This window comes from Maribacter polysaccharolyticus (assembly GCF_028882255.1).
GTDB lineage: Bacteria > Bacteroidota > Bacteroidia > Flavobacteriales > Flavobacteriaceae > Maribacter_A > Maribacter_A polysaccharolyticus.
Genome location: NZ_JARBUY010000001.1, coordinates 646,466 through 667,174, shown reverse-complemented (window position 1 = coordinate 667,174; position 20,709 = coordinate 646,466). Strand labels below are relative to the sequence as shown.

The following is a 20,709-nucleotide window of genomic DNA, read 5'->3' as shown; positions in this document are numbered from 1 at the left end:
TCGAAATAAACTTCTTTGCAAGCCAAAACCACAATTGATATTCAAAACCCAACCTCGATAGAATGAACGTAATCATCATAGAAGACGAAAAACCCAGCGCAAGAAGACTGAGTAGGCAATTGGCGCAATTGGATGTGGAGGCATCCACCATGCTCCATTCCGTTGAAGAGGCGATAGCCTGGTTTCAAAACAATGCGCATCCCGACCTAATTTTTTTGGATATCCAACTCTCGGACGGACTATCGTTTGAGATCTTCGATGCCGTCGATGTGCAGAGTGCGATAATTTTCACAACGGCCTATGACGAGTACGCACTTCAGGCATTTAAATTGAATAGTATCGATTATTTGCTAAAACCCATTGACGATGATGAGTTGGAGAATGCCGTAAAAAAATACAAGGCCGTTAAACCCGATGCCCAAAAAATGACCTTGGATTTTGAGGATATTAAAAAATTATTGGTCAACCCTTTGGAGCGGGAATACAAAAAAAGGTTTACGGCCAAGGTAGGGCAACACCTTAAGATCATCAATGCCGATGAGGTGGAGTGTTTTTATAGTGAGAACAAAGGTACCTATGCAGCAACTTCAGATGGTAGGAATTATTTATTGGATACCACATTGGAAAATCTTGAGGTAGAATTGGAGCCCAAAATTTTCTTCAGGGTAAGTAGGAAACACTATGTGAATATCAACCATATCAATGACATTGTCGCATACACCAATTCACGTTTGAAAATCAAATTAAATCGCTATATTGATCAAGAGATCATCGTAAGTAGGGAACGGGTAAAAGACTTTAAGTTGTGGTTGGAGTAAGAACGTTTATACGTCTGAAATACAGGTGATTAAATGTTAGTATAGATTTTTCTTATAGTGTTGAAAAACGCTGTTTTCAGTCGGTTTTGTCTATCCAGTTGTCGTCGAATGAAGAGGGTAGTAATTTTGGGATCAATTTAATGAAAATTGGTAGTAGAACAGCACCACCGGGCAACATGAAAATAGCAAGGGAAGGTATGCTTTTAAAAATATCCAATAGCTGGCGTTGGACTTTTTTCTTTTCTTCGGGACTTAAATCCCTGATGGTCGATTTTGAAATCAGTGCTACCAATTCCTTGCTTTCCGATAGTTCTTTTTGTAGTCTTTTACTGTTCCTTAAAATCAATTTATTCACCACTTTGGCCATACTGTCGTAAAACTTGGAGGCTAGATTGTGGTTTTTTAAATGGGGTATGATCTTGAAATTCTCATCAAAAAACAGGGCAATGCCATCGAGGATCTGCGCTATTTCATTTTTTTCAAAACCAAGGTTTTTTCCGATTCCGTAGATGAATTCGGATTCCAGATAATCCATCGAGTGATCTTCCCATATCGTCAATGCTGCAAGATCTAATAGATAAAGCTTTTCTAGTGGCGAAAGATCTTTCTGCAAACGATCAAGATAATTGGCATCAAAAGTATGGGTCTCACTATCGACAAAGGTCAAAGAGGCTTCGAATAAGTGGCCCAGTTTATGGTCTTTGTTGTTTTTCTCCTTTGAATTCAAGGTATGGTAAATGACGTTCATTACCGTTTTTTCATAATTCTCGGCGAACGTTGCGATATCGTTTGGTTCGTTCAAATACCTTTTAAATGTCAATACGTCAATGTAGAGCAATGAATTCGTGATAATGCTATTGAAGGTCTTGCTTATGACATTGTCTTCGAGATACACCCTTGTATCGATTAATTTTTCCAACTGATCGGAAGTCTTGTTCCCTACGAACAACTTGTTCAAAAACGAGATCCGGTTGAGTCCCATATCTTGATAGAACTGGAAAACCACCTGTAAAAAGGTGTCGAAATCGGTACTCTTTTTTTCGAACCTAAAGGTAAAATATAGGGCGGCCAAAAGGTTTATCTTGGCCTTTTCATCCTCTGAGAGTTTATGTTCGGGCTGAATGAACCTTGGAAACTTGACATTAAGTCCATATACAAAACCGGTATTTTTCAAGGCTTCGTAAAGATCGATATAATCCTTATAGCTTTCAACCTGGTCTTTTACCAGATATCCGAATTTATCAATCCATCCTGAGGACGAAGGGTTCATGGTACGATCATTTTGGTCCAAATTAAAACAAATTAAAGGACATTACATGTTTTATCTTGGCTTTTGCCTCATGTTTTGAGGTTTTGATAAGAACCGATCCCCAAAATTGTATTCTATAAATTATTTTATCGATTGGGATGCATAACATAAGCGTATAAAAATAGCTGCCAAAGGGCAGCTATTTTTAAAATCCGTTCTGAACATCCCGATTTACGGGATTTTGTTCCTCGAAGGGAACGGTAATGGTTCGGTACTAATTTTTCTTGAATTGAACTTGGGCCTTTACGGCAACCTCACTCCATGTCTTGCTTACCCCATCAGGACCGGTATGCAGAATCTTACAGGCCTCATGGATGGAGGCTACGGCATCCAAGGCCTTCCAATTTTCCAATTCCATTACCCCGTTAAAGGTGATGTTGTTTTCGGTATCCATGGTATACTCCAAGGGGATATTTGAGGTTTCCCCGTTTAAAGTAACGTCGATCGAACATTTCTTGTCAGCCGTGGATTTAAAAGTACCTGAAATGAGTTCGGTGTCTTTCATAACACCAAAAAAGAATTCCAATAATTTGGGGTCCCTGATTCCGGTAGGGTCATTGGTGAACAGGCTGCTTACCGGTATGCTGAATTCGATACCGTCCAAAGCTTCCAAGGGGGTGCTTCCTGTTTTGGCATTCGAAATGCTTATTTTTTTAAACTGTCCCCCTACAGGTACTTTATCAGTGGTTTTATATGCGGTAAAGTTCACTTTGGTAGAATCGGGGATAATGACGAATGAATCCCCTACGACTTCTTTTGATGCTTCCTGCTGCTCGCTATTTTCCTTCTTTGTTTGTTTGCAACTCGAACCTAAGATCAAAAGGAGGCCTAGGGTAAATAAATGGATTCTTTTCATGATTATGGATTTTTAATTAGTATGAATAATTAGATACTTTGTCTAGTACAGGTTTTGATGCAATATTAAAGATAAATGGAAAAACACACCGCCTTTGTGGGGAATAATTATTCGGTCAATCGTTTGGATTTGAAATATCCCAAGTGATAGGTATTGGGCATAGGGGATGACATAGGTTTTGGCATGATAAAAAACTAAGGGTTTTGTACCCTTTGGCCCTCGATTTTCGAATATTGGGCAATCTTTGCCTATGGCATAAAAGTAAAAAAGCTGCCCTAAAGCAGCTTCATGATGGTATATGATCCCTTATTTGATAATACCCGTGCAACTGATGCGTGCTCCTGCGGCACCACTGGGCTGTGAAACAAAATCATCGACACCTTGGTGCACAATGACGGCTTTGCCTACAATATCCTTGTTTTCGTCATCGCACCCAATACACCATTCGTCCGTTGAAAATTCCAGTGTGGCATTCCCTGCTTCATCCGCAACGAAATTACCGATATCGCCTTTGTGGTACCCTTTTTCATCGCCCCATTGGCCATGCGGTTCGTGTGTTGGGTTCCAATGTCCACCGGTGGATTTTCCGTCTGCCGATGAGCAATCGGCTTTTTCATGTAAGTGAATGGCATGTTCACCAGGGGTAAGCCCCGAGAAATTGGCCATCATCGTTACTTCATCACCCGTTTGGGAAAAGCTGGCCTCTCCTTGTACCGCGCTGTCACTTTTAGGTTCCATTGAAAACGTGATGACTTCCACTTTGTTCTTTTCAATGATGGTCTCCTTAGCCTCTTCTTTTACTTCATGTGTTTCTTTTTTTGCCTCTTTGCAGTTGTATCCTAACAAAATGACAAAGGCAAAGGCAAATAGAATGGATTTTTTCATTTGAATTTGTTTTTTCGTTGTGACTTAAAGTTAAGTAATATTTTATGTTTGGCAAATATATGGGTAGTTACAGGGCTTTTTTGAATGGCTTTAATTTACCGTCGGTTGCCCATTGGGGTTTTAGGGTTTAAGTTTGGTCAATATCAGTACTTCACTATGAAGTGTTTTGTGTACGGGACATTTGTTGGCAATTTGAAGTAATCTTTCGCGTTTTTTTTCATCAAAGTCCCCTGTTATTTTAATTTCTCGATGAAAGGTGTCGATCTTTGCGTTCGCAGCTTCACAATCCCCACAATCCTTCGCATGGGTTTTGCTGTATGATGTATGGACTTCGATATTTTCAATGCGCCAATTTTTGCGCTTCGCATACATTTGAAGTGTTATGGCAGTACAGGCCGATAGGGCGGCCGAAACCAATTCGTAAGGGGAAGGTCCGTAATCATTGCCTCCATAGTTTGCGGGTTCATCGGCAATCAGGTAGTGGTTGCCAACTTTCATTCGGGTGGTAAAGGTGTCCTCGAAGTCCAAACTTGCCACTACTTGGTGATCACTTTCAATTTGATGTTCTTCATCTTCAAGCGTTAGGTATCTTTTTGCCCAACCGGCAATACTGTTCCCTACGTAGAGGGAATCTTTCTTATTCATTAACAAATGGTCCGCACCGCTTAACGAAATAAAACTTTTTGGATGGTGGGCCGCTTTATAAATTTCTTCGGCGTTTCTTATGCCAACGGTCAGATCTTGCGGTGAATGTAGAATGAGAAGGGGTTTGCGCAAATTTTTAACGGTAGTCGAAAGGGTATTTTGTTCCAGGTCCTCCAAAAATTGTTTTTTAACGGTGAAATCCCTTCCCCCAATATTGACCAAAGCCTTGCCATATTGCTCAATTTCAGCGATACCATTTTGTATGAGGTGCTTAACATGTTCAGGGTCTGAAGGCGCCCCTATGGTGGCTACAGCTAAAACGGAATCGATTTGGGCGGCGGCAAAAATGGCTGCAGTTCCTCCTAAGGAATGTCCGATCAATAGGGTGGGGGCTTGATGGTTGGCCGTTAAATGATCGGATGCCGCGATCAGATCCTGGACATTCCCTGAAAAATTGGAGTCCGCAAAATCGCCTTCACTTTCCCCCAATCCGGTAAAGTCGAACCGTAGGACCCCAAAGCCATTAGAGGTTAGGGCCTTGCTGATATTCCGAATGGCCGTTAGATTCTTGCTACATGTAAAGCAATGTGCGAAAATGGCGAAGTTGTGGGCACGTTGGCTCACTGGAAGTTCAAGCCGTCCGACCAAGGTTTCCCCTTCCTTGTTCTTAAAGGATATTTTTTGCAGATTCATAAGTCCCAGATTAAAGATACCCTATCTTGGTCGATAAAGGTGTTGAATACTTAATCTGAAGATTCTGTTGGGTCTTGTTTTCTTCGTAAATCGGTGTTGAATAAAATACCTACCCGAAAAATATCGTCCGCACGGCTCGACAGGTGGTTCTTGACATATCCCACTTCAAACTTGAAGTTGGCGTCAATATGGTATCCAATACCGGTATGTAACCTATTTTGGTTAAACACATCCTCGTCGAGATCAAGGAAAATTTCATCGAAGACCTTGACATATAACTTTCCGCAAATAGGGTGGGCCAGCTGTAGCCGATAGCGCATTCGATTGACAAAATCGGTATCCCCGTCTTTGTTTATCCAGCGATGTTCCATGCGGTAACGGTGTGAAATGCCCAGCTTTCTGATTTTGCTTTTGATGCATATTTCTTCATAAGGCCTGTTTTCCGAGGTATTGATATCCGTTGTTGTTTCTGAATAGTGATGAACATAACCGGCTCCCACCGTAACCCCTGGGGTTATTTGGTATCCCAGTCCAATTTTGTAAAACCGGTTATCCAAGGCATTGTAGATCTCATATTGGTGCAGCCGGAATTCAGTTACAATATCAAGATGTTCGGAGATATGGTTGTCCCCGTAAAACATGATCCATGAGCCCCACTCATTTTCACTGGTACTTTGTGATTTCAAAATAAAGGAAAATAGAAGGAAAAATAGCGATAGGCCCTTTTTCATGGCAATGGATTTATGTTACAAAAGATTAGGACTTCCCGTCGATTTGGAAAGGTGCGCATCCTACATCGTCAAGGAAGCTGCAAAGGTACTTTCGTGCGTTAAGGGAAAACCTGATAAAAGTCAAGTTCCCATAAATTTTCCACAATTTTTTTAAGGTTGCCCTCCTATCGATAATAGGGGATTTGGAAGTGCTGTTTTCTGGGCATAAAAAAATCCCTTTTGTGTAAAAAGGGATTATGTGGTCCAATCGATTTTCAGGAATTATTCCAGACTGAAGGTCTTTGTTGTCTTAAAAGGATTGACACTTTGCTTTTCAATCTCCTCCCTATAGGGTTTCCATTTTTCATTGAAGAACACATTGGTCGTTTGTAAGGCGCTCTTGAGTTCTTCCTCGGCAAATCGTATCAATTGTTTTTCGGTAGCCGTGATTCCTGACTTACGGGAACCTACATAACGACTGGCTTCCCGTATACGCTGCATTACCGTTATCTCGGGATTTCTGGTTATACCTTGCCTTTTGTCTACCTTGCCTAGATAAACAGCTATGATGGAATCTATGGCTTTTGCAATATCTTTTGAGGCTTTTATCAGGTCTTTGTATTTCTCTTCATCCAGGTCTTTTAGTTCTTTTTGGTATTTTGTGGCAATGTCCTTGCTTTCGACCAATTGTTTTACGGCATCGGCAGCGGTCTGAGAGAAGGATTCCAATTTTTTGGAAGCCTCATAAACCTCATTGATGGAAGTGGGGGAAACGTTCAACCTGGGGTCCGATTTTACCTCGATTGTCGTTTCGTCCGTGGTTTCCCCAAAGGTCATTTTGATGGTATAGGTTCCAGGTTTTACATCGGTGCCACCACGTTCCCTTTTGTTTTCCGTGATTTTTCGCGATGGCCTATCGGCCCCTTTTTCATCCATACCCCAGTACATACGATGAAAACCGGCTTTTTCGGGGGTTTTCATTTTAATCGTGCGAATCAATCTATCCCCATCATAAAATTGGAACATGATCGAATCTTTCTTCTGTACTCCGGTCAGTTTTTCTTTGGTGGTTTTATCTTTTGTGGTATCCTCGGCCTTGTCCTTGTCTTCCTCAGCCTCGTTATTGTCTTTGTCTTTTCCGGTTGGTTTTTTCTTTCCTTCCTTTAAAAAATAAGTGATCATGGCCCCTTCCTTCCTGTTCTCGGCATTAAACATGGCGTCTGCCCCAAAGCGACTTCCGGTGGGCTGTTGGTAGGCGGCTAGATAGGCGGTAGGAGGGGTAAATAGCTTAAAGTCTTTTTGTAGGATCGATTTATCCGAGGCCACGGCCCTTAGGGGGCGAATGTCGTCTAAAACCCATGCGGCACGTCCAAAGGTGCCTATGATCAAATCGTGCTCCCTGGGATGAATGGCTAGATCCTTGGTAGATACCGTCGGGAAACCTTCTGTCCATTTTTGCCAATTTTCACCGGCATTGAAAGAAATGTAAAGTCCATCATCGGTGCCAAGGAACATTAGGTTCGGGTTTTCAATATCCTCTAGGATCGAAAGGGTATAGCTTTCCACATCGGATCCATCTACGATACGCTCCCAGGTCTTCCCGTAGTTTTTGGTACGGTAGGCATAAGGGGTGTAATTGAATCTGCGGTAATCATTGGCGATTAAAAGTGCTTCTCCTTTATTTTTGTTCGATGCTTTGATCTGGGGTATCCAACTGCCTTTGGGCAAGCCTTTTATGTTCTGGGAAACGTCGGTCCAAGTAGCACCTCCGTTTAGGGTGTAATGTACCCTACCGTCATCGGTACCGACCCATAACATGTTTTTTTCAACAGGCGAGGGTTCTATGACCAAAACGGTGCAATGGTTTTCCGCTCCGGTCGCATCCATGGTCAATCCGCCACTTTCCGATTGTTTTTGTTTTTCGGGGTCGTTGGTGGTCAGGTCTGGCGAAATCACTTCCCAAGTAAGTCCTTTGTCGGTACTCTTATGTACGAACTGGCTGCCGAAATACACCGTACTGTTGTCAAAGGGGTCTTGTCCAATTCCGGAATTCCAATTAAAACGGAGTTTGGTTTCGGCATCCGGTGGGGTAGGGCGAACGATATAATTATTACCGGTTTGCCAATCGTATCTTTGAACATTACCTTGTTGACTCATGGCGTAACCGTACCTTGAGTCATCTTTGTCAGGGACTACATCAAAACCATCCCCAAAAGCAATTTCTTGCCAATAACTATTCCGTATTCCCTGTGTTTTCCAAACATAAGCCGGACCCCTCCAAGAGCCATTGTCCTGCATTCCTCCATAAACATTATAGGGGTATTCATTATCGGTGCTTATATGGTAGAATTGGGCCACTGGAAGGTTACCGATAAATCGCCATGATCGACCACCGTCTTTTGAAATGTTAAGTCCACCATCATTTCCGTTTAACATAAACTGGCCGTTATCGGGGTGGATCCAAAAGGCATGATGGTCTGGGTGTACCCCGTTCGAAACGCCGTAAGCAGGCATGAGTTCTGAAAAGTTCTTACCTCCATCTTCCGAAACGTTCACATAGGTGAATACCGAGTAAACCCGATTTTCATTTTGGGGGTCAACATAGATTTCCGAATAATAAAAAGGACGATTACCGATATCACTCTTATCGTTGACCTTCTTCCAGGTAAATCCTCCATCTGCCGATTTGTACAGGGCATTCTTTTTGGCTTCGATCAAAGCATATACGATATTGGGTTTGTTGGCGGCTATGGCCACTCCGATCCGACCCAATTCCCCTTTTGGGAGTCCGTCTTCCTCTGTAAGTTTCTTCCAGTTTTTTCCACCATCATGGGTCATATACAGGCCACTTCCTTCACCTCCCGATTTAAAGAACCATGGGTCTCTCTTGTGTTCCCACAGGGCTGCGATCAACTTATTGGGGTTGGAAGGATCCATGATCAAGTCGGCCACGCCTGTTTTATTGTTCACGAAGAGGATCTTTTCCCAGGTTTCCCCGCCATCGGTGGATTTAAAAACCCCTCTTTCGGGATGTTCGCCCCAAGGGGAACCAATGGCGCCAACATACACCGTATTGGGGTTCATGGGGTCTATTTTTATGCGATGTATGTGTCGGGTTTTTTCCAAGCCCATGGATTTCCAGGTTTTGCCTCCATCCAAGGATTTGTAGATGCCATAGCCCCCATTAAGGCTGTTTCTCGGATTACCTTCACCGGTGCCCACCCATATTACGGATGGATTGGATTGTTGAATGGCGACCGCTCCGATCGAGGCCGTTACTTCCTTGTCGAATATGGGATCCCATTTGATGCCTCCGGAAGTCGATTTCCATAACCCGCCGGAAGCTGTACCCACATACATGGTTTCAGGGGCGTCTTGGACCACATCTATGGCGGTAACACGCCCACTCATACCGGCAGGACCGATGTTCCGGGGTTTAAGGTCTTGGACAAGGTCCATTTTGAAATCTTGGGAAAATAGCGAAATCGATGCAAGTAGCATCACAAGGGAAAGTAGTTTTTTCATTGGTTTTGGTGGGTTTATTCGTGGCATAAATATAAATAATTCTTTATGGGTATTTCTTAAAAGCCTGTTAATGAAAAGATGAAAGTAGCACCGCTAAAAATGGTAAGGTACCACCGTTATTCCATTCGAATCCAAACTTCATTTTTATTTGTATCGATACCTGTTTCAATAAGGGTGTCGCCTTTCACTTCCAATTCAAAAGCTTGGGTTTCCCCCAACAAATACAAGCTATTGCTATTTGCGAAAGTGGTGGTTTCCGAATAGGTAGAACCATCAAGCCTATAGCTGCCCCCTTGATAGGAATCCAATTTATTGGTAAGGATATTCGTTTCGGTCATTGACCAATAGCCGTTGTCGAAGGACTTTATCAACTCAAAAGTGGCAGAAGGGGCGGGTTTTTTACCCTTTTGACTGTAGTATTTCCAGATGCCACTTATATCGGCCGGATTAACGGTGTCCGAAGTATGTCCATTTTTATTGGCGATGGCGGTCAGACGTTTGTTTATGTCGATTTTGGGGATAAAATGGCCTTGCCGAAAAACCCCGGACAGGTCTTTTAGATGATCCATATTATCCAAGGGATTGGCGTTGAGTAACATCAAGTCGGCCACAAACCCTTCTTTTACTTGACCAAAGACCGCTTCTTTATTAAAGAATTTTGCGGGATTTACAGTGCCCGATTGAATGATTTCCAATGGGGTGAGTCCTGCTTCCAATAAGCCGTCTATTTCCCGATGTATGGAGAATCCCGGTACATTGAAAACCTGGGGTGCATCCGAACCTAAAAGTAAACCATGCCCGTCTTCACCAAGTTTTCGGATCAGTTGCTTACGAAGGGCATCAAAATGTTTCCATTGGGTAGGATGGAATCCCGTTTCAGGGCCTATGGTGGCATTTTTACGTTCTTTCCATGCCCTCAAGGTCTTTGTTGGCATGTATTTCATCTCTGGTTCCTGAAGTAAACTATCGGTGGTGATAGGGGCGAACCAACGTTCAAAAAGGCTTTGGGTGGGCACTACCCATACTTTGTTTTCTTTGGCCAGGGCCACTAGTGTGTCGATTCGTGAAGGATCGGCCAAAGGGGTGAATGCATATCCGAAAAAACCATTCTCCCCAGGGTTTGCATTTGCCGATTCGGGAACCAATCCCTCTAAAAATCCATCAATATGATCAATGGAGGCATATTTGCTTTTTAAGGCATGGCGAATACCGACATCGACCGGAACATGTCCCGCAATGGCAATACCCAATTCATTGGCTGTTTTAACGATCTGGTCAAATACGTTCCTTTTTATGCCCGGGTGGATTTTAAGAAAGTCATACCCATCTTTTTTATAGGTGGTTACCGTGGCAATGGCTTCTTCAACCGAGGTGACCGATTTGCCGTTCAGTGACGGACTCGATGTAAAAATACGTGGACTTAACAGTTCACCCGATTCGGCCCGGTCTCGCAATAGCAGGTGGGTTGGGTGCCCCAACATTCCGCGAACCGTTGTAATGCCATTGGCAAGATATAGGAAGAGTACATCCTCTATTTGGTCGTTGTTTTTGGAAGGATGGGGGATGTGGGCGTGCATTTCGGAAAGCCCCGGCATCAAATACTTTCCTTTCCCATCGACCATGGTTTCATAGGCGTTCAGGTTTTTCCGGTGTTCGGCAATACTTTTGATGATTCCCGAATCGATGACCACATCCCGATGTTCCCAAAGTTGCCCTGAGGTTACGTCCAAAACGTTCACGTCAATGACAATGGTCCCTTTTTCAGGTGTATCGGTACAGGCCAATAGTAAGAAAGCGAATACGAAGATGGCATATTTTTTCATGACCATAAATTTAGGATTGTTTATGGAATTTGGAAAGGGTTAGGGGGGCATAAGGTCCATAAAAAGGAACCGGCACCCAAACCAGCCGTAAGTAAGGATTATCCATTGATCGACCTTCTGATGGAAATGAAGATGAAAATAAAAATCGTACAACAGATAAAAAAGGGAATAATGAGGTGTATTTGTCCGAGGATCATGAACAGACCGATAAGCAACAACTGAAAGCCCAGCCCAAAAGAAGAAACCAGCGTCATAAACCAATTTGGCCAATACGTGTCCTTTACCGCGTTCTTATCCAACCAATGGATGGTTTTATCAAAAAAACCGTAAAACAAGGAATATAGTTTGAAAAGAAAATTTACCCGACTCTGTTTTTCCCCTTTCATCGCGATAGGGGGTTTGTTCTCAAAGACACGGCTGGTGGTATCCCCGTTATGCATATTGCGAAGGATAACATAATAATAGTTATACAAGGTACCCTGTAACTGTAGTCCGATGAATGCCAGCAAAGCATAAAGTAATGAGGCATGGGTTACATACCGGATCGTAAGGATTAGTAGTAGGTTGATTAGGATATCGGATATCGAATCAAAATATCGACCCGTATAGGATGGGGTCTTTTTCATCCGGGCCAATTCCCCATCGGCCGCATCGAGTATCGATTTTAAGATCAAAAAGAAAGTCGCTGCCCAATAGTGATGATTTAGTATGAACCCTATCGCCAATAATCCGGAGATTATGAAACCTATGGTGACATGGATAGGGGTTACCCAGGTGTGTTTTAAACGGTTCGCAATAAACCTGGCCATAGGACGACCGTAATCGGATATATCAAAAAATCGGTATGCTTGGGGCAATTTCGACATATAGAATATTTTACGGTTTGGCTATTGGGTATTACAGGTTCATTTTCGACCTGTCATATTCCTTTAATCATACGATCGTTCTTCGGGTCAGGTTGGGCTTGTGTATTGGCAATCCTTACCTGAATGGGCAAATGGAAATGCAGTTAGTTGCTTTTTTTGTCTTATTGAAAAAAGCTTTTGGCCAACAACTATATCTATGCCTATATTTATCGACGTTAGGGATAATTTAAAGATAAGGTTAAATAATGAAAAGGATACTGTTTTTAATGTTGATTGGGGCTCTTTTTACATTGGGGAGTTGTGGATCCAAAAGGGAGGGGAAGCCTAGGGTTTTGGTTTTTTCAAAAACCATGGGCTACGAGCATGCTTCAATTGCCAAGGGTGCCGAGACGATCCGGGAATTAGGTCGTGAAAACGGATTTACCGTGGATACGACCAAAAGTGCCACCTTTTTTACCGATGATCACCTAAAAAAATATTCAGCGGTCGTTTTCCTGAGCACCACAGGGGATATCCTTGATCACTATCAAGAAGCGGCCTTCGAACGTTACATTCAATCTGGAGGGGGATTTGTTGGGATCCATGCCGCTACCGATACGGAATACGATTGGGGATGGTATACAAGACTTGTCGGGGGGCAGTTTTTGAGCCATCCATCGGGCACGCCCAATTCGGATTTTATCATCAAGGACAATTCGTTTATTGCCACGAAACATTTTACCGATTCTATTTGGAATAGGGATGAAGAACTCTATAATTTCAAGAATCTGAACCCTAAGGTGAATGTATTGATCACTGTTGATGAATCTACCTATAAAGGCGGATTGAACGGTAAGGACCACCCTATGAGTTGGTATCATGAATATGATGGGGGAAGGGCATTTTATACGGCTGCCGGACATGCCGATAGTAGTTTTGATGAGGAAAAATTCAGGAAGCATATTCTAGGGGGTATACAATATGCCATCGGGGAAAACCTTAAATTGGACTATAGTAAGGCGAAAACGCAAATTCCGCCGGAAACAGACCGATTTTCAAAGATTACCTTAAGCACCGGAGCGTTTTTTGAGCCGACCGAAATGACCGTTTTACCGAATAACGACGTCTTGATTGCCCAGCGCAGGGGAGAAATCCTGCTCTATGATGAGGATAGTCAAGCCTTGGATCAGGTCGCTAAACTCAATGTTTACCATAAGGCCTTGAATACCCCAGGGATAAATGTAGAGGAAGGTCTTATGGGGTTGCAAAAGGATCCCGATTATTCCGTCAACCACTGGATCTACGTTTACTATAGCCCAACAGGCGATAAATGGGTAAACCGTTTGTCCCGATTCAAATTCAGGGATGCGGATTTTGATCTTGATTCTGAACAGGTAATCCTGGAAATTGACAGTCAGCGTGAAATTTGCTGCCATACCGGAGGGTCAATTGCCTTTGGGCCGGATAAGCTGTTGTATTTGTCATTGGGGGACAATACGACGCCTTTCAATGAAAAAGGGGCGGCCTATGTTTCCAAAGGGTATGCGCCATTGAACGATATGCCCGGAAAAGGACAGTATGATGCCCGTCGTTCTTCCGGGAACACCAATGACCTCAGAGGTAAGATTTTGAGGATCAAGGTGAACGAAGATGGTTCCTATGATATACCTGAAGGCAACCTTTTTCCGGAAGGCAAGGGGAATACCCGACCGGAGATCTATACCATGGGGCATCGCAATCCGTATCGTATTTCCGTCGATCCCAAAAATGGATACTTATATTGGGGCGATGTTGGTCCTGATGCCCGTAAAGATGATTTTGGCCACCGGGGACCTAAGGGGTATGATGAGTTGAACCAAGCACGCAAGGCGGGCAATTTTGGATGGCCGTATTTTGTAGGCGACAATAAACCTTATCGGGACTATGATTATAACGACGGTACCGTAGGGGAGGCTTTTGATCCCCTGAAACCCATAAATGATTCGAAAAACAATACGGGCCTAAGGGAATTACCCTCGGCACAAGGTGCTTTTGTGTTTTATCCTTATGACAGATCGTCGGAGTTTCCTCAGGTGGGTTCAGGCGGAAGAAATGCGATGGCCGGACCGGTGTATTATTCCGACCTATATCCCAATGGCGGAAGCTTACCATCTTATTATGACGGCAAAGTGCTCGTTTATGATTGGATGCGCGGTTGGATGAAGGCCGTAAGCCTTTTTGAAGATGGGTCATTCAATAAAATGGAGCCTTTTGCGGGAGACATACCACTGAACAATCTTATCGATATGGAAATGGGGCCTAATGGCCGGGTTTATCTGTTGGAATACGGTACCGGATGGTTTCAGGAAAATGATGATTCGGGTTTGGGATATATCGAATATAACGGAGGGAACAGGCCGCCGGTTATCGAAGCCATGGCTTTGGATAAAACTTCGGGTAAATTACCGTTGACCATTACCGCAACGGTTGAAGCGAAAGATCTTGAGAATGACCCGGTCAGTTATTCATGGGATTTGGGGAACGGAGAGACCATAAAGACCAAGGAACCACAACTCACCTATACCTATGTAAAGGGTGGGGGGTACATGATGTCGGTTGGGGTGACCGATGATAAAAATGAGACTACGACCAGTGAAAAAGTACCCATTATTGCAGGCAATTCAAAACCAGAGGTAAAAATCATGATCATTGGGGAAAATACGTCCTCTTTTATCGAAGGGATACCGGTAGCCTATAAAATTTCGGTAACCGATGCCGATGGAAAGACCATAGATCCTTCGAAAATTTATGTTTCGGTCGATTATGTGAGTGGGATGGATAAGGTTGGTATGTCCTATGGGCATCAACAAGTTTCCTCTGTGTTGGTGGGGAAGGCCCTTGCACAATCGATGGACTGTAAATCGTGCCACAAGGAAATAGGGGAATCCATAGGGCCATCCTATCGGAATGTGGCACAAAAATATAAAGAAGACCCCAACGCCATGTCGTATCTGCAGAATAAGATCGCTGCCGGGGGGTCTGGAGTTTGGGGTGATATTGTAATGCCCGCCCATTCAAGTATTACCAATAATGAGACTCGACAGATCATCCAATACATCCAGTCCTTGGTAAAAGATGAAGCTGAAACGAAAACCTTACCACCGTCAGGGAAGATACTCCCCAAACCTTCGGAGGCAGATGATGTTATGGTCATTACTGCCAGTTATACCGATGAAGGGGAAGGTAACGGTATTCCTTTGACAGGCACCTGTACGGTTACTTTGACGCAAAAGGATGATATGGCCCCATGATCGTTGTATCGTAGGCCCATTGTTCAGGGTCAATTTTCTTGCAACCAAGCCAATGCTTTTGTACGATTGGAGAAAAGGGCGGATTCCCAACCCAGTTTTTCCATGGCATAAACAAAGAATTCCGCTTTCATTTTCAATGTATTGTCCTTGGGTTCCAATAGGGCTATTTTAGTCCCCGGTGGCAGCCCCCATTCCGTATAATACTTATTTGATAATTCAAATAACTCCGATCTGTTGATTTTTGAACGCAGTAAAGTGCAATCGACCAAATGTAGGTTGGCCCCGACCTTTCTGGCATTTTCCAAATTGGTATAGGCTGCTTCCAAGAGCGATTTGTATTCCAAGTTTCCTTCCAATGTCAGTTCCATTCTCTTTTCGGTGGCAATATGAACGGATGTCCAACCCATGACGTGCTTTATTTGATAGTCCCTTGGTTTTAAGGGCTATGGGCGTCAAATGCCCATCCTATGTACTGACTAATGGTTATGCTATTGTTTGATAGAGGAACCTTAAATTACAGAAAAAATGCAAAACAAAGTATATCAAGCGTTTAAGTTGACAAAATAATGGAAGTAAATGAAAAAATAATAGGGTTCAATATTTTTGACCAGTAACACCATTTGAAAAAGTATTCAAGGATATAGGGGATGAAAAGAAATCATGAATCGATTGGGAAATTTTAAAAAGCATGATAATTGTTAGCTTTTATGCCCGTAGGAAAGGATAGCTTTGCCCTATAAAAAATCAAAGTATGAATACGAGCAGAACGTGTATCGTTTGTAAAAAATCCTCAAACGAAACCCCAGTGACAAAATTTTATCATAAAGACAGTGAATTTTACATTTGTCCACAACATCTTCCTGTATTGATCCATAATCCACAGGATTTGGTCGGTTTATTGGATGGTGCGGATAAGTTGCAAGGGGGGTAGTACGGAAATCCGCAATGTCTTTTGTGGCCGGAAGCATAGCGAATCGATTGCGCTATAAATCCCAAGTCTGGGTTCTTAGTGGATTTTATATGGTTTGCCATGGGTGTTCTATGGTCCATGCCTATTGTAAGCTTAAATATAAGGCCATAAAAAAGGGGCGATTAGCGCCCCTTCTTTTGGTTAAGTCATCTTGCCCTTATTCTTCCGTATTCCACCAAACTGGAGTGGTCAATCGTACATAAGGGTTGTTATCCGGCATATTCTTATAGTTACGGTCCTCTTCATTATATTCGTACATCATCGCTTGGATCCAATCATCATCGTTGGGGAAAATATCCAGGTTGACATTTTCGGGTCTTTCCAACCCAGGATAGATGTCAGAGCTGTAGTCGGCCCTTCTCATATCTACCCAAGTTTCAGGGTTAAGCAAATTGGCAATGTATTTTTGAACGAATATATGGGAAAGGCTGATGCCCGTACTGCCAATTTCCTCATCCAATTTCGCAAGATATTCGTTGATTTCCTCCGTAGATACGGTAACCTTTTCCAAATCTGCCTTAACCCCTTCCTTAAAATCGGTATAGGCACCTGTAAGATCTCCTTTTCTAAACTTAGCTTCTGCCGATATGAATTTAACTTCACTGTAGGTGATCATATAGGTTGGTGAAGTGGGACTGGTATAGAATCCACCGTTACCCACCGAGAAATCATCTCCGGTGGCATCTCCAAGAGCACTACCGGTTATTACTCAGCGGTGGAACCACAAATTTGGAATTGGCCAATGAATTGCCCCCTTCCCTTCATTTAACATGTTTTACCCCCAGCATACCTATAGCCAATCAATTACTATCCAAACACAACGTTGATGTGATTTTGATCGGCGGGAAATTGTCAAAGGATTCACAGATTGCCGTAGGGGGTACGGCGATAAACATGTTGGCCGATATAAGGGCCGATATTTGTTTTTTGGGGACAAATTCCATCGATTTGGAACATGGGCTGACCGAGTTCGATTGGGAAATCGTTGAGGTTAAAAAAGCCATGATCAGGGCATCGAAAAAAATAGTGGCACCGGTAATTTCCGAAAAAATCAATTCCGTTCAACGCTATAAGATCTGTAATATAGAGCAAGTGGATATCATGATTACGGAACTTGACCCAGCGGATATGGCCTTGCAGAAATTCAAGGATAAAAACATTACGGTACTATAATTGAAAAGTTTGGTTATATATCCCGGTCGATAAAATTCCCGCCCATACCGTGATCCAAATATAGTTCCCCTTTGCAATGACCTTAAAAGGCGACACCGAAATATTGGTTCAATACATATTCGTGTGATAGGTATTGATATCCGAAACTCCGCTAATCGATCAGCGTGTTCTCGACGAAAAAATTCCTGTCTACTTTAAACGTAGAAAGATCTCCATCGAAGGCTTGTCGCTGCCATTCTTTCTTGGGGGTGATCCAATGTCCTTTTCCGTCGATTTCGATCCGTATCGGCATATTAAAGCCGTCTACCACTTGGCTATAACGGTATTTAAGGGTGTTGTCGGCAATGGTGTATTCCAAGGTCGGGATCATGGTGGTACGTAGGTATTGGTCAAAAAAGGTAGTGAGATCTATTCCCGTATGGTCGATAAGGTATTTTTCCACCTGGTCGGTGGTAACCGTTTGGTGGTAGAAATCCCTATTGAGGCCCCTTAACACCTGACGCCATTTTTCATCATCCTTCACCAGCTGACGTAGCGTGTGTAAAATATTGGCCCCCTTGTTATACATGTCTCCCGATCCTTGCCGGTTAACCCCGTACGGGCCTATAATAGGCTGTTTGTTCCGAATGTTTTTTCGTTGCCCAACTACATAATCCTCGGCCGCCATTGTTCCGTAATGATAGTCCAAAAAGAGATTTTCCGAGTAGCAAGTGAAGCTCTCGTGAATCCACATATCCGCAATATCCTTATAGGTAACGTTATTTGCGAACCATTCATGTCCGGATTCATGAATGATGATGTAGTCAAATCCCAATCCCCAGCCCGAGCCCGAAATGTCTCGACCCAAATACCCGTTTTGGTATTGGTTGCCGTAGGTGACCGAACTTTGGTGCTCCATACCCAAGTAAGGTACTTCGACCAATTTATAACTGTCTTCGTAAAAGGGGTATGGGCCAAACCAATGTTCGAATGCCCTTAAGGTCATGGAAGCTTGTTTGAATTGTTTTTTTGCCTTTTCAAGGTTGTCCCTCAAGACGTAAAAATCACAATCCAAAATACCCTTTTCTCCAAGGTATTTCTCTCCAAAATGTACATAATCGCCAATATTGACATTCACCCCGTAATTATTGATGGGGTTGGCCACGAACCAATGATAGGTGTTGGTGGCTTTATCCACTTTTCGCAATCTTCCGTTCGAGACGTTCATTAATCCTTTGGGGACTTTTACACTTATGGCCATACTGTCGACCTCATCGTACATATGGTCTTTGTTGGGCCACCATACACTGGCCCCCAGACCTTGGCAGCTCGTTGCCACAAAATGCTTGCCATTGGCATCTTTTTTCCAAGAAAATCCTCCGTCCCAAGGGGCTTTAACGGCTTCTTTGGGGTGACCGGAATAATACACCTTGATTTCATTGTAATCACCCTTCTCTTGCTTTTTTTTGAGGGTGATATAATGGGCATTGCCATCGGAGGTTACTTTGAGTGGTTTTCCATTTTGGGTTACTTTGTCTATTGTTAAAGGGGGTTGAAGATCTATTTGAAGTGTTTTTTGGCCGTTTAACACCTCATACCCGATAAGGTTGCTTCCCGAAATGTATTTTTCATCGGGTTTTACCTCAATATCCAAATGGTAATATTTCAAATCCCACCATGCACGTTCCGGGGTGACACTTCCCCTTATGGTATCTTGATGGGTAAACTGTTGGCCTGAAATACTCAAGGTAAATAAGCTTGAAATAAATAAAATCAATGTTTGTTTCATTGTCAATAGGTTATCTTAAAATTGCATTTGGGAATACTACCGGACTTTCGAATCCATCTTCACTTACCGAGGAAACCCCGAAGAACGAGTTGTCGATAACGATGCCTTTTAAGGTGAGTTGGGTAGCGTTTTCAATAAATCTACTATGTTGCCATTGAGGGGCGGTTGTATCGCGCCAGTACACTTTATAACCGGCGGCACCATCAACTTTACTCCATTCCAATCGTGCCGATGGCTCTACGATACCGCCTATTTTCACTTCTTTGGGGCTAGGGGGTGCCCATGCAATGGATGCCAGATTAATGGCATTTACCGCTGTTAACTTTCGGGCGTATTCAAAATTCACATGTTCCAATACGTCTCCGTAGGCAATACCGTCTTCCGTTCTTATGTCTTGGTGTTGCTGCGTATAATTCTCATGGGCCTCCATTATTCGAATACCGGCAAAACCGGCATCATTAAAAGGCCTATGGTGTCCCCCACGACCGAAGCGGTCTAAACGATAGACCATCATCGGTTTCATTTCCGGCATATACGTTTTGGTGGTTTGGTAAACATAGCGGACCAATTGGCGGGATATGCCATCGACCTCACCGCCATAGAAACGTCTTGCTTTGCGTTCTTTTTCGGTTTCTGTGGGAGGTACGGGTTCGGAAAAAATCCGGAATTCCCGATTATCGATGATTCCATCTACTCCTTTAATGTTACCGATCATGTCATTGTTCAGAACCCCGATGATTTCCCAACCATTCGCCTTGGCATGGGCCGTAAGTCCTTTACCCCCATAAAGTCCTTGTTCTTCCCCTGAAAGTCCTACGTAAATGATGCTGTTCTCAAATTTGTATTTAGACAGTACCCTTGCGGCTTCCATCGTGCCGGCCATACCACTGGCATTGTCATTGGCCCCTGGGGAGTCGGAGGTATAATCGTTGGGGTCGCTTACCCTTGAATCGATATCCCCACTCATGATGATAAAGCGATTGGGGTATTTGGTGCCGCGTTGGATGGCCACCACATTTACGACCATAACATCCTTGACAATACGGTTATTGTCCCCTTTTTTTACAAGGTCTTTTTGGTAAAATACCTCTAGGCAATCCCCGCAAGCTTTTGATGTTTTTTCAAATTCACTTTTAATCCATCTGCGGGCGGCACCTATTCCCCTTGTTTGGGAAATGGTATCGCTTAGGGTATGTCGGGTTCCGAAATTTACAAGTTTGGTAACATCGGTTTGTATGCGTTCTGCGGAAATGGCATCGATAATATCGTAAATACGATCGTCTGTCTGGGCGCATACTAGGATGGGAAAGAGAAATAGTAAGCCTAAGAGTGTTTTTTTCATAGATTTATTGATTTGATTTGTTTTTAGGGTAAACAAGGGCAAGGGAAAGCATTGGAT

Annotated in this window: 16 protein-coding genes; 4 read left to right on the top strand and 12 right to left on the bottom strand. The window is 43.2% G+C overall.

All coding sequences use genetic code 11. The annotated features are described in order from the left end of the window. The first annotated feature begins 62 nt into the window (after positions 1-62). Positions 63-818 carry a LytR/AlgR family response regulator transcription factor gene (locus tag PHU20_RS02950; RefSeq protein ID WP_274823848.1) on the top strand — a complete coding sequence of 252 codons (756 nt, stop codon included), beginning with the start codon at positions 63-65 and terminating at the stop codon, positions 816-818. Positions 819-894: 76 nt separating this feature from the next. Here PHU20_RS02950 and PHU20_RS02945 read toward each other — a convergent pair whose 3' ends face one another. From PHU20_RS02945 to PHU20_RS02910, 8 genes are all read right to left on the bottom strand, one after another. Then, complete coding sequence (locus tag PHU20_RS02945; protein ID WP_274823847.1) at positions 895-2,088, bottom strand: LETM1-related biofilm-associated protein; 1,194 nt, start codon at positions 2,086-2,088, stop codon at positions 895-897. A 253-nt stretch (positions 2,089-2,341) separates the two neighbouring features. Further along, on the bottom strand, positions 2,342-2,983 hold the full coding sequence (locus PHU20_RS02940; RefSeq protein ID WP_274823846.1) for a YceI family protein: 642 nt from the start codon (positions 2,981-2,983) through the stop codon (positions 2,342-2,344). 306 nt (positions 2,984-3,289) lie between these two features. Further along, the gene (locus tag PHU20_RS02935) at positions 3,290-3,868 is read right to left on the bottom strand and encodes a superoxide dismutase family protein (RefSeq protein WP_274823845.1); all 579 of its coding nucleotides are present in this window, start codon (positions 3,866-3,868) and stop codon (positions 3,290-3,292) included. A gap of 120 nt (positions 3,869-3,988) precedes the next feature. Continuing rightward, positions 3,989-5,206: a bifunctional alpha/beta hydrolase/OsmC family protein gene (locus PHU20_RS02930; protein ID WP_274823844.1), complete on the bottom strand. Its 1,218-nt coding sequence runs from the start codon at positions 5,204-5,206 to the stop codon at positions 3,989-3,991. Positions 5,207-5,256: 50 nt separating this feature from the next. Further along, complete coding sequence (locus PHU20_RS02925; protein WP_274823843.1) at positions 5,257-5,937, bottom strand: DUF2490 domain-containing protein; 681 nt, start codon at positions 5,935-5,937, stop codon at positions 5,257-5,259. A 261-nt stretch (positions 5,938-6,198) separates the two neighbouring features. Next, positions 6,199-9,441: a WD40/YVTN/BNR-like repeat-containing protein gene (locus tag PHU20_RS02920; RefSeq protein ID WP_274823842.1), complete on the bottom strand. Its 3,243-nt coding sequence runs from the start codon at positions 9,439-9,441 to the stop codon at positions 6,199-6,201. A 116-nt stretch (positions 9,442-9,557) separates the two neighbouring features. Continuing rightward, complete coding sequence (locus PHU20_RS02915) at positions 9,558-11,264, bottom strand: amidohydrolase family protein (protein WP_274823841.1); 1,707 nt, start codon at positions 11,262-11,264, stop codon at positions 9,558-9,560. Positions 11,265-11,362: 98 nt separating this feature from the next. Further along, a complete protein-coding gene (locus tag PHU20_RS02910) occupies positions 11,363-12,130 on the bottom strand; it encodes a CDP-alcohol phosphatidyltransferase family protein (RefSeq protein ID WP_274823840.1) in 768 nt (255 codons plus the stop codon). A gap of 245 nt (positions 12,131-12,375) precedes the next feature. On the opposite strand from PHU20_RS02910, the gene PHU20_RS02905 reads away from it, so the two are divergent. Next, entirely contained in the window at positions 12,376-15,399 is a 3,024-nt protein-coding gene (locus tag PHU20_RS02905) for a ThuA domain-containing protein (RefSeq protein ID WP_274823839.1), read from the top strand. Between the two features lie 29 nt (positions 15,400-15,428). Here PHU20_RS02905 and PHU20_RS02900 read toward each other — a convergent pair whose 3' ends face one another. After that, positions 15,429-15,806 (bottom strand): hypothetical protein, encoded by a 378-nt coding sequence (locus tag PHU20_RS02900; RefSeq protein WP_274823838.1) that lies wholly within the window; start codon positions 15,804-15,806, stop codon positions 15,429-15,431. Between the two features lie 344 nt (positions 15,807-16,150). Here PHU20_RS02900 and PHU20_RS02895 point away from each other — a divergent pair, with 344 nt between their 5' ends. Further along, a complete protein-coding gene (locus PHU20_RS02895; protein ID WP_274823837.1) occupies positions 16,151-16,330 on the top strand; it encodes a hypothetical protein in 180 nt (59 codons plus the stop codon). A 196-nt stretch (positions 16,331-16,526) separates the two neighbouring features. Here PHU20_RS02895 and PHU20_RS02890 read toward each other — a convergent pair whose 3' ends face one another. Then, on the bottom strand, positions 16,527-17,030 hold the full coding sequence (locus tag PHU20_RS02890) for a SusD/RagB family nutrient-binding outer membrane lipoprotein (protein ID WP_274823836.1): 504 nt from the start codon (positions 17,028-17,030) through the stop codon (positions 16,527-16,529). A 68-nt stretch (positions 17,031-17,098) separates the two neighbouring features. Between PHU20_RS02890 and PHU20_RS02885 the strand changes: the two genes are divergently transcribed. Then, positions 17,099-17,542, top strand: a complete 444-nt coding sequence (locus PHU20_RS02885) for a DeoR/GlpR family DNA-binding transcription regulator (protein ID WP_420828659.1) — start codon at positions 17,099-17,101, stop codon at positions 17,540-17,542. 151 nt (positions 17,543-17,693) lie between these two features. On the opposite strand, the gene PHU20_RS02880 is transcribed toward PHU20_RS02885, so the two are convergent. Together PHU20_RS02880 and PHU20_RS02875 are read right to left on the bottom strand one after the other, a co-directional pair. Further along, positions 17,694-19,310 (bottom strand): M1 family metallopeptidase, encoded by a 1,617-nt coding sequence (locus PHU20_RS02880; RefSeq protein WP_274823834.1) that lies wholly within the window; start codon positions 19,308-19,310, stop codon positions 17,694-17,696. Positions 19,311-19,320: 10 nt separating this feature from the next. Further along, positions 19,321-20,652, bottom strand: a complete 1,332-nt coding sequence (locus PHU20_RS02875; RefSeq protein ID WP_274823833.1) for a M28 family metallopeptidase — start codon at positions 20,650-20,652, stop codon at positions 19,321-19,323. Positions 20,653-20,709 lie beyond the last annotated feature (57 nt).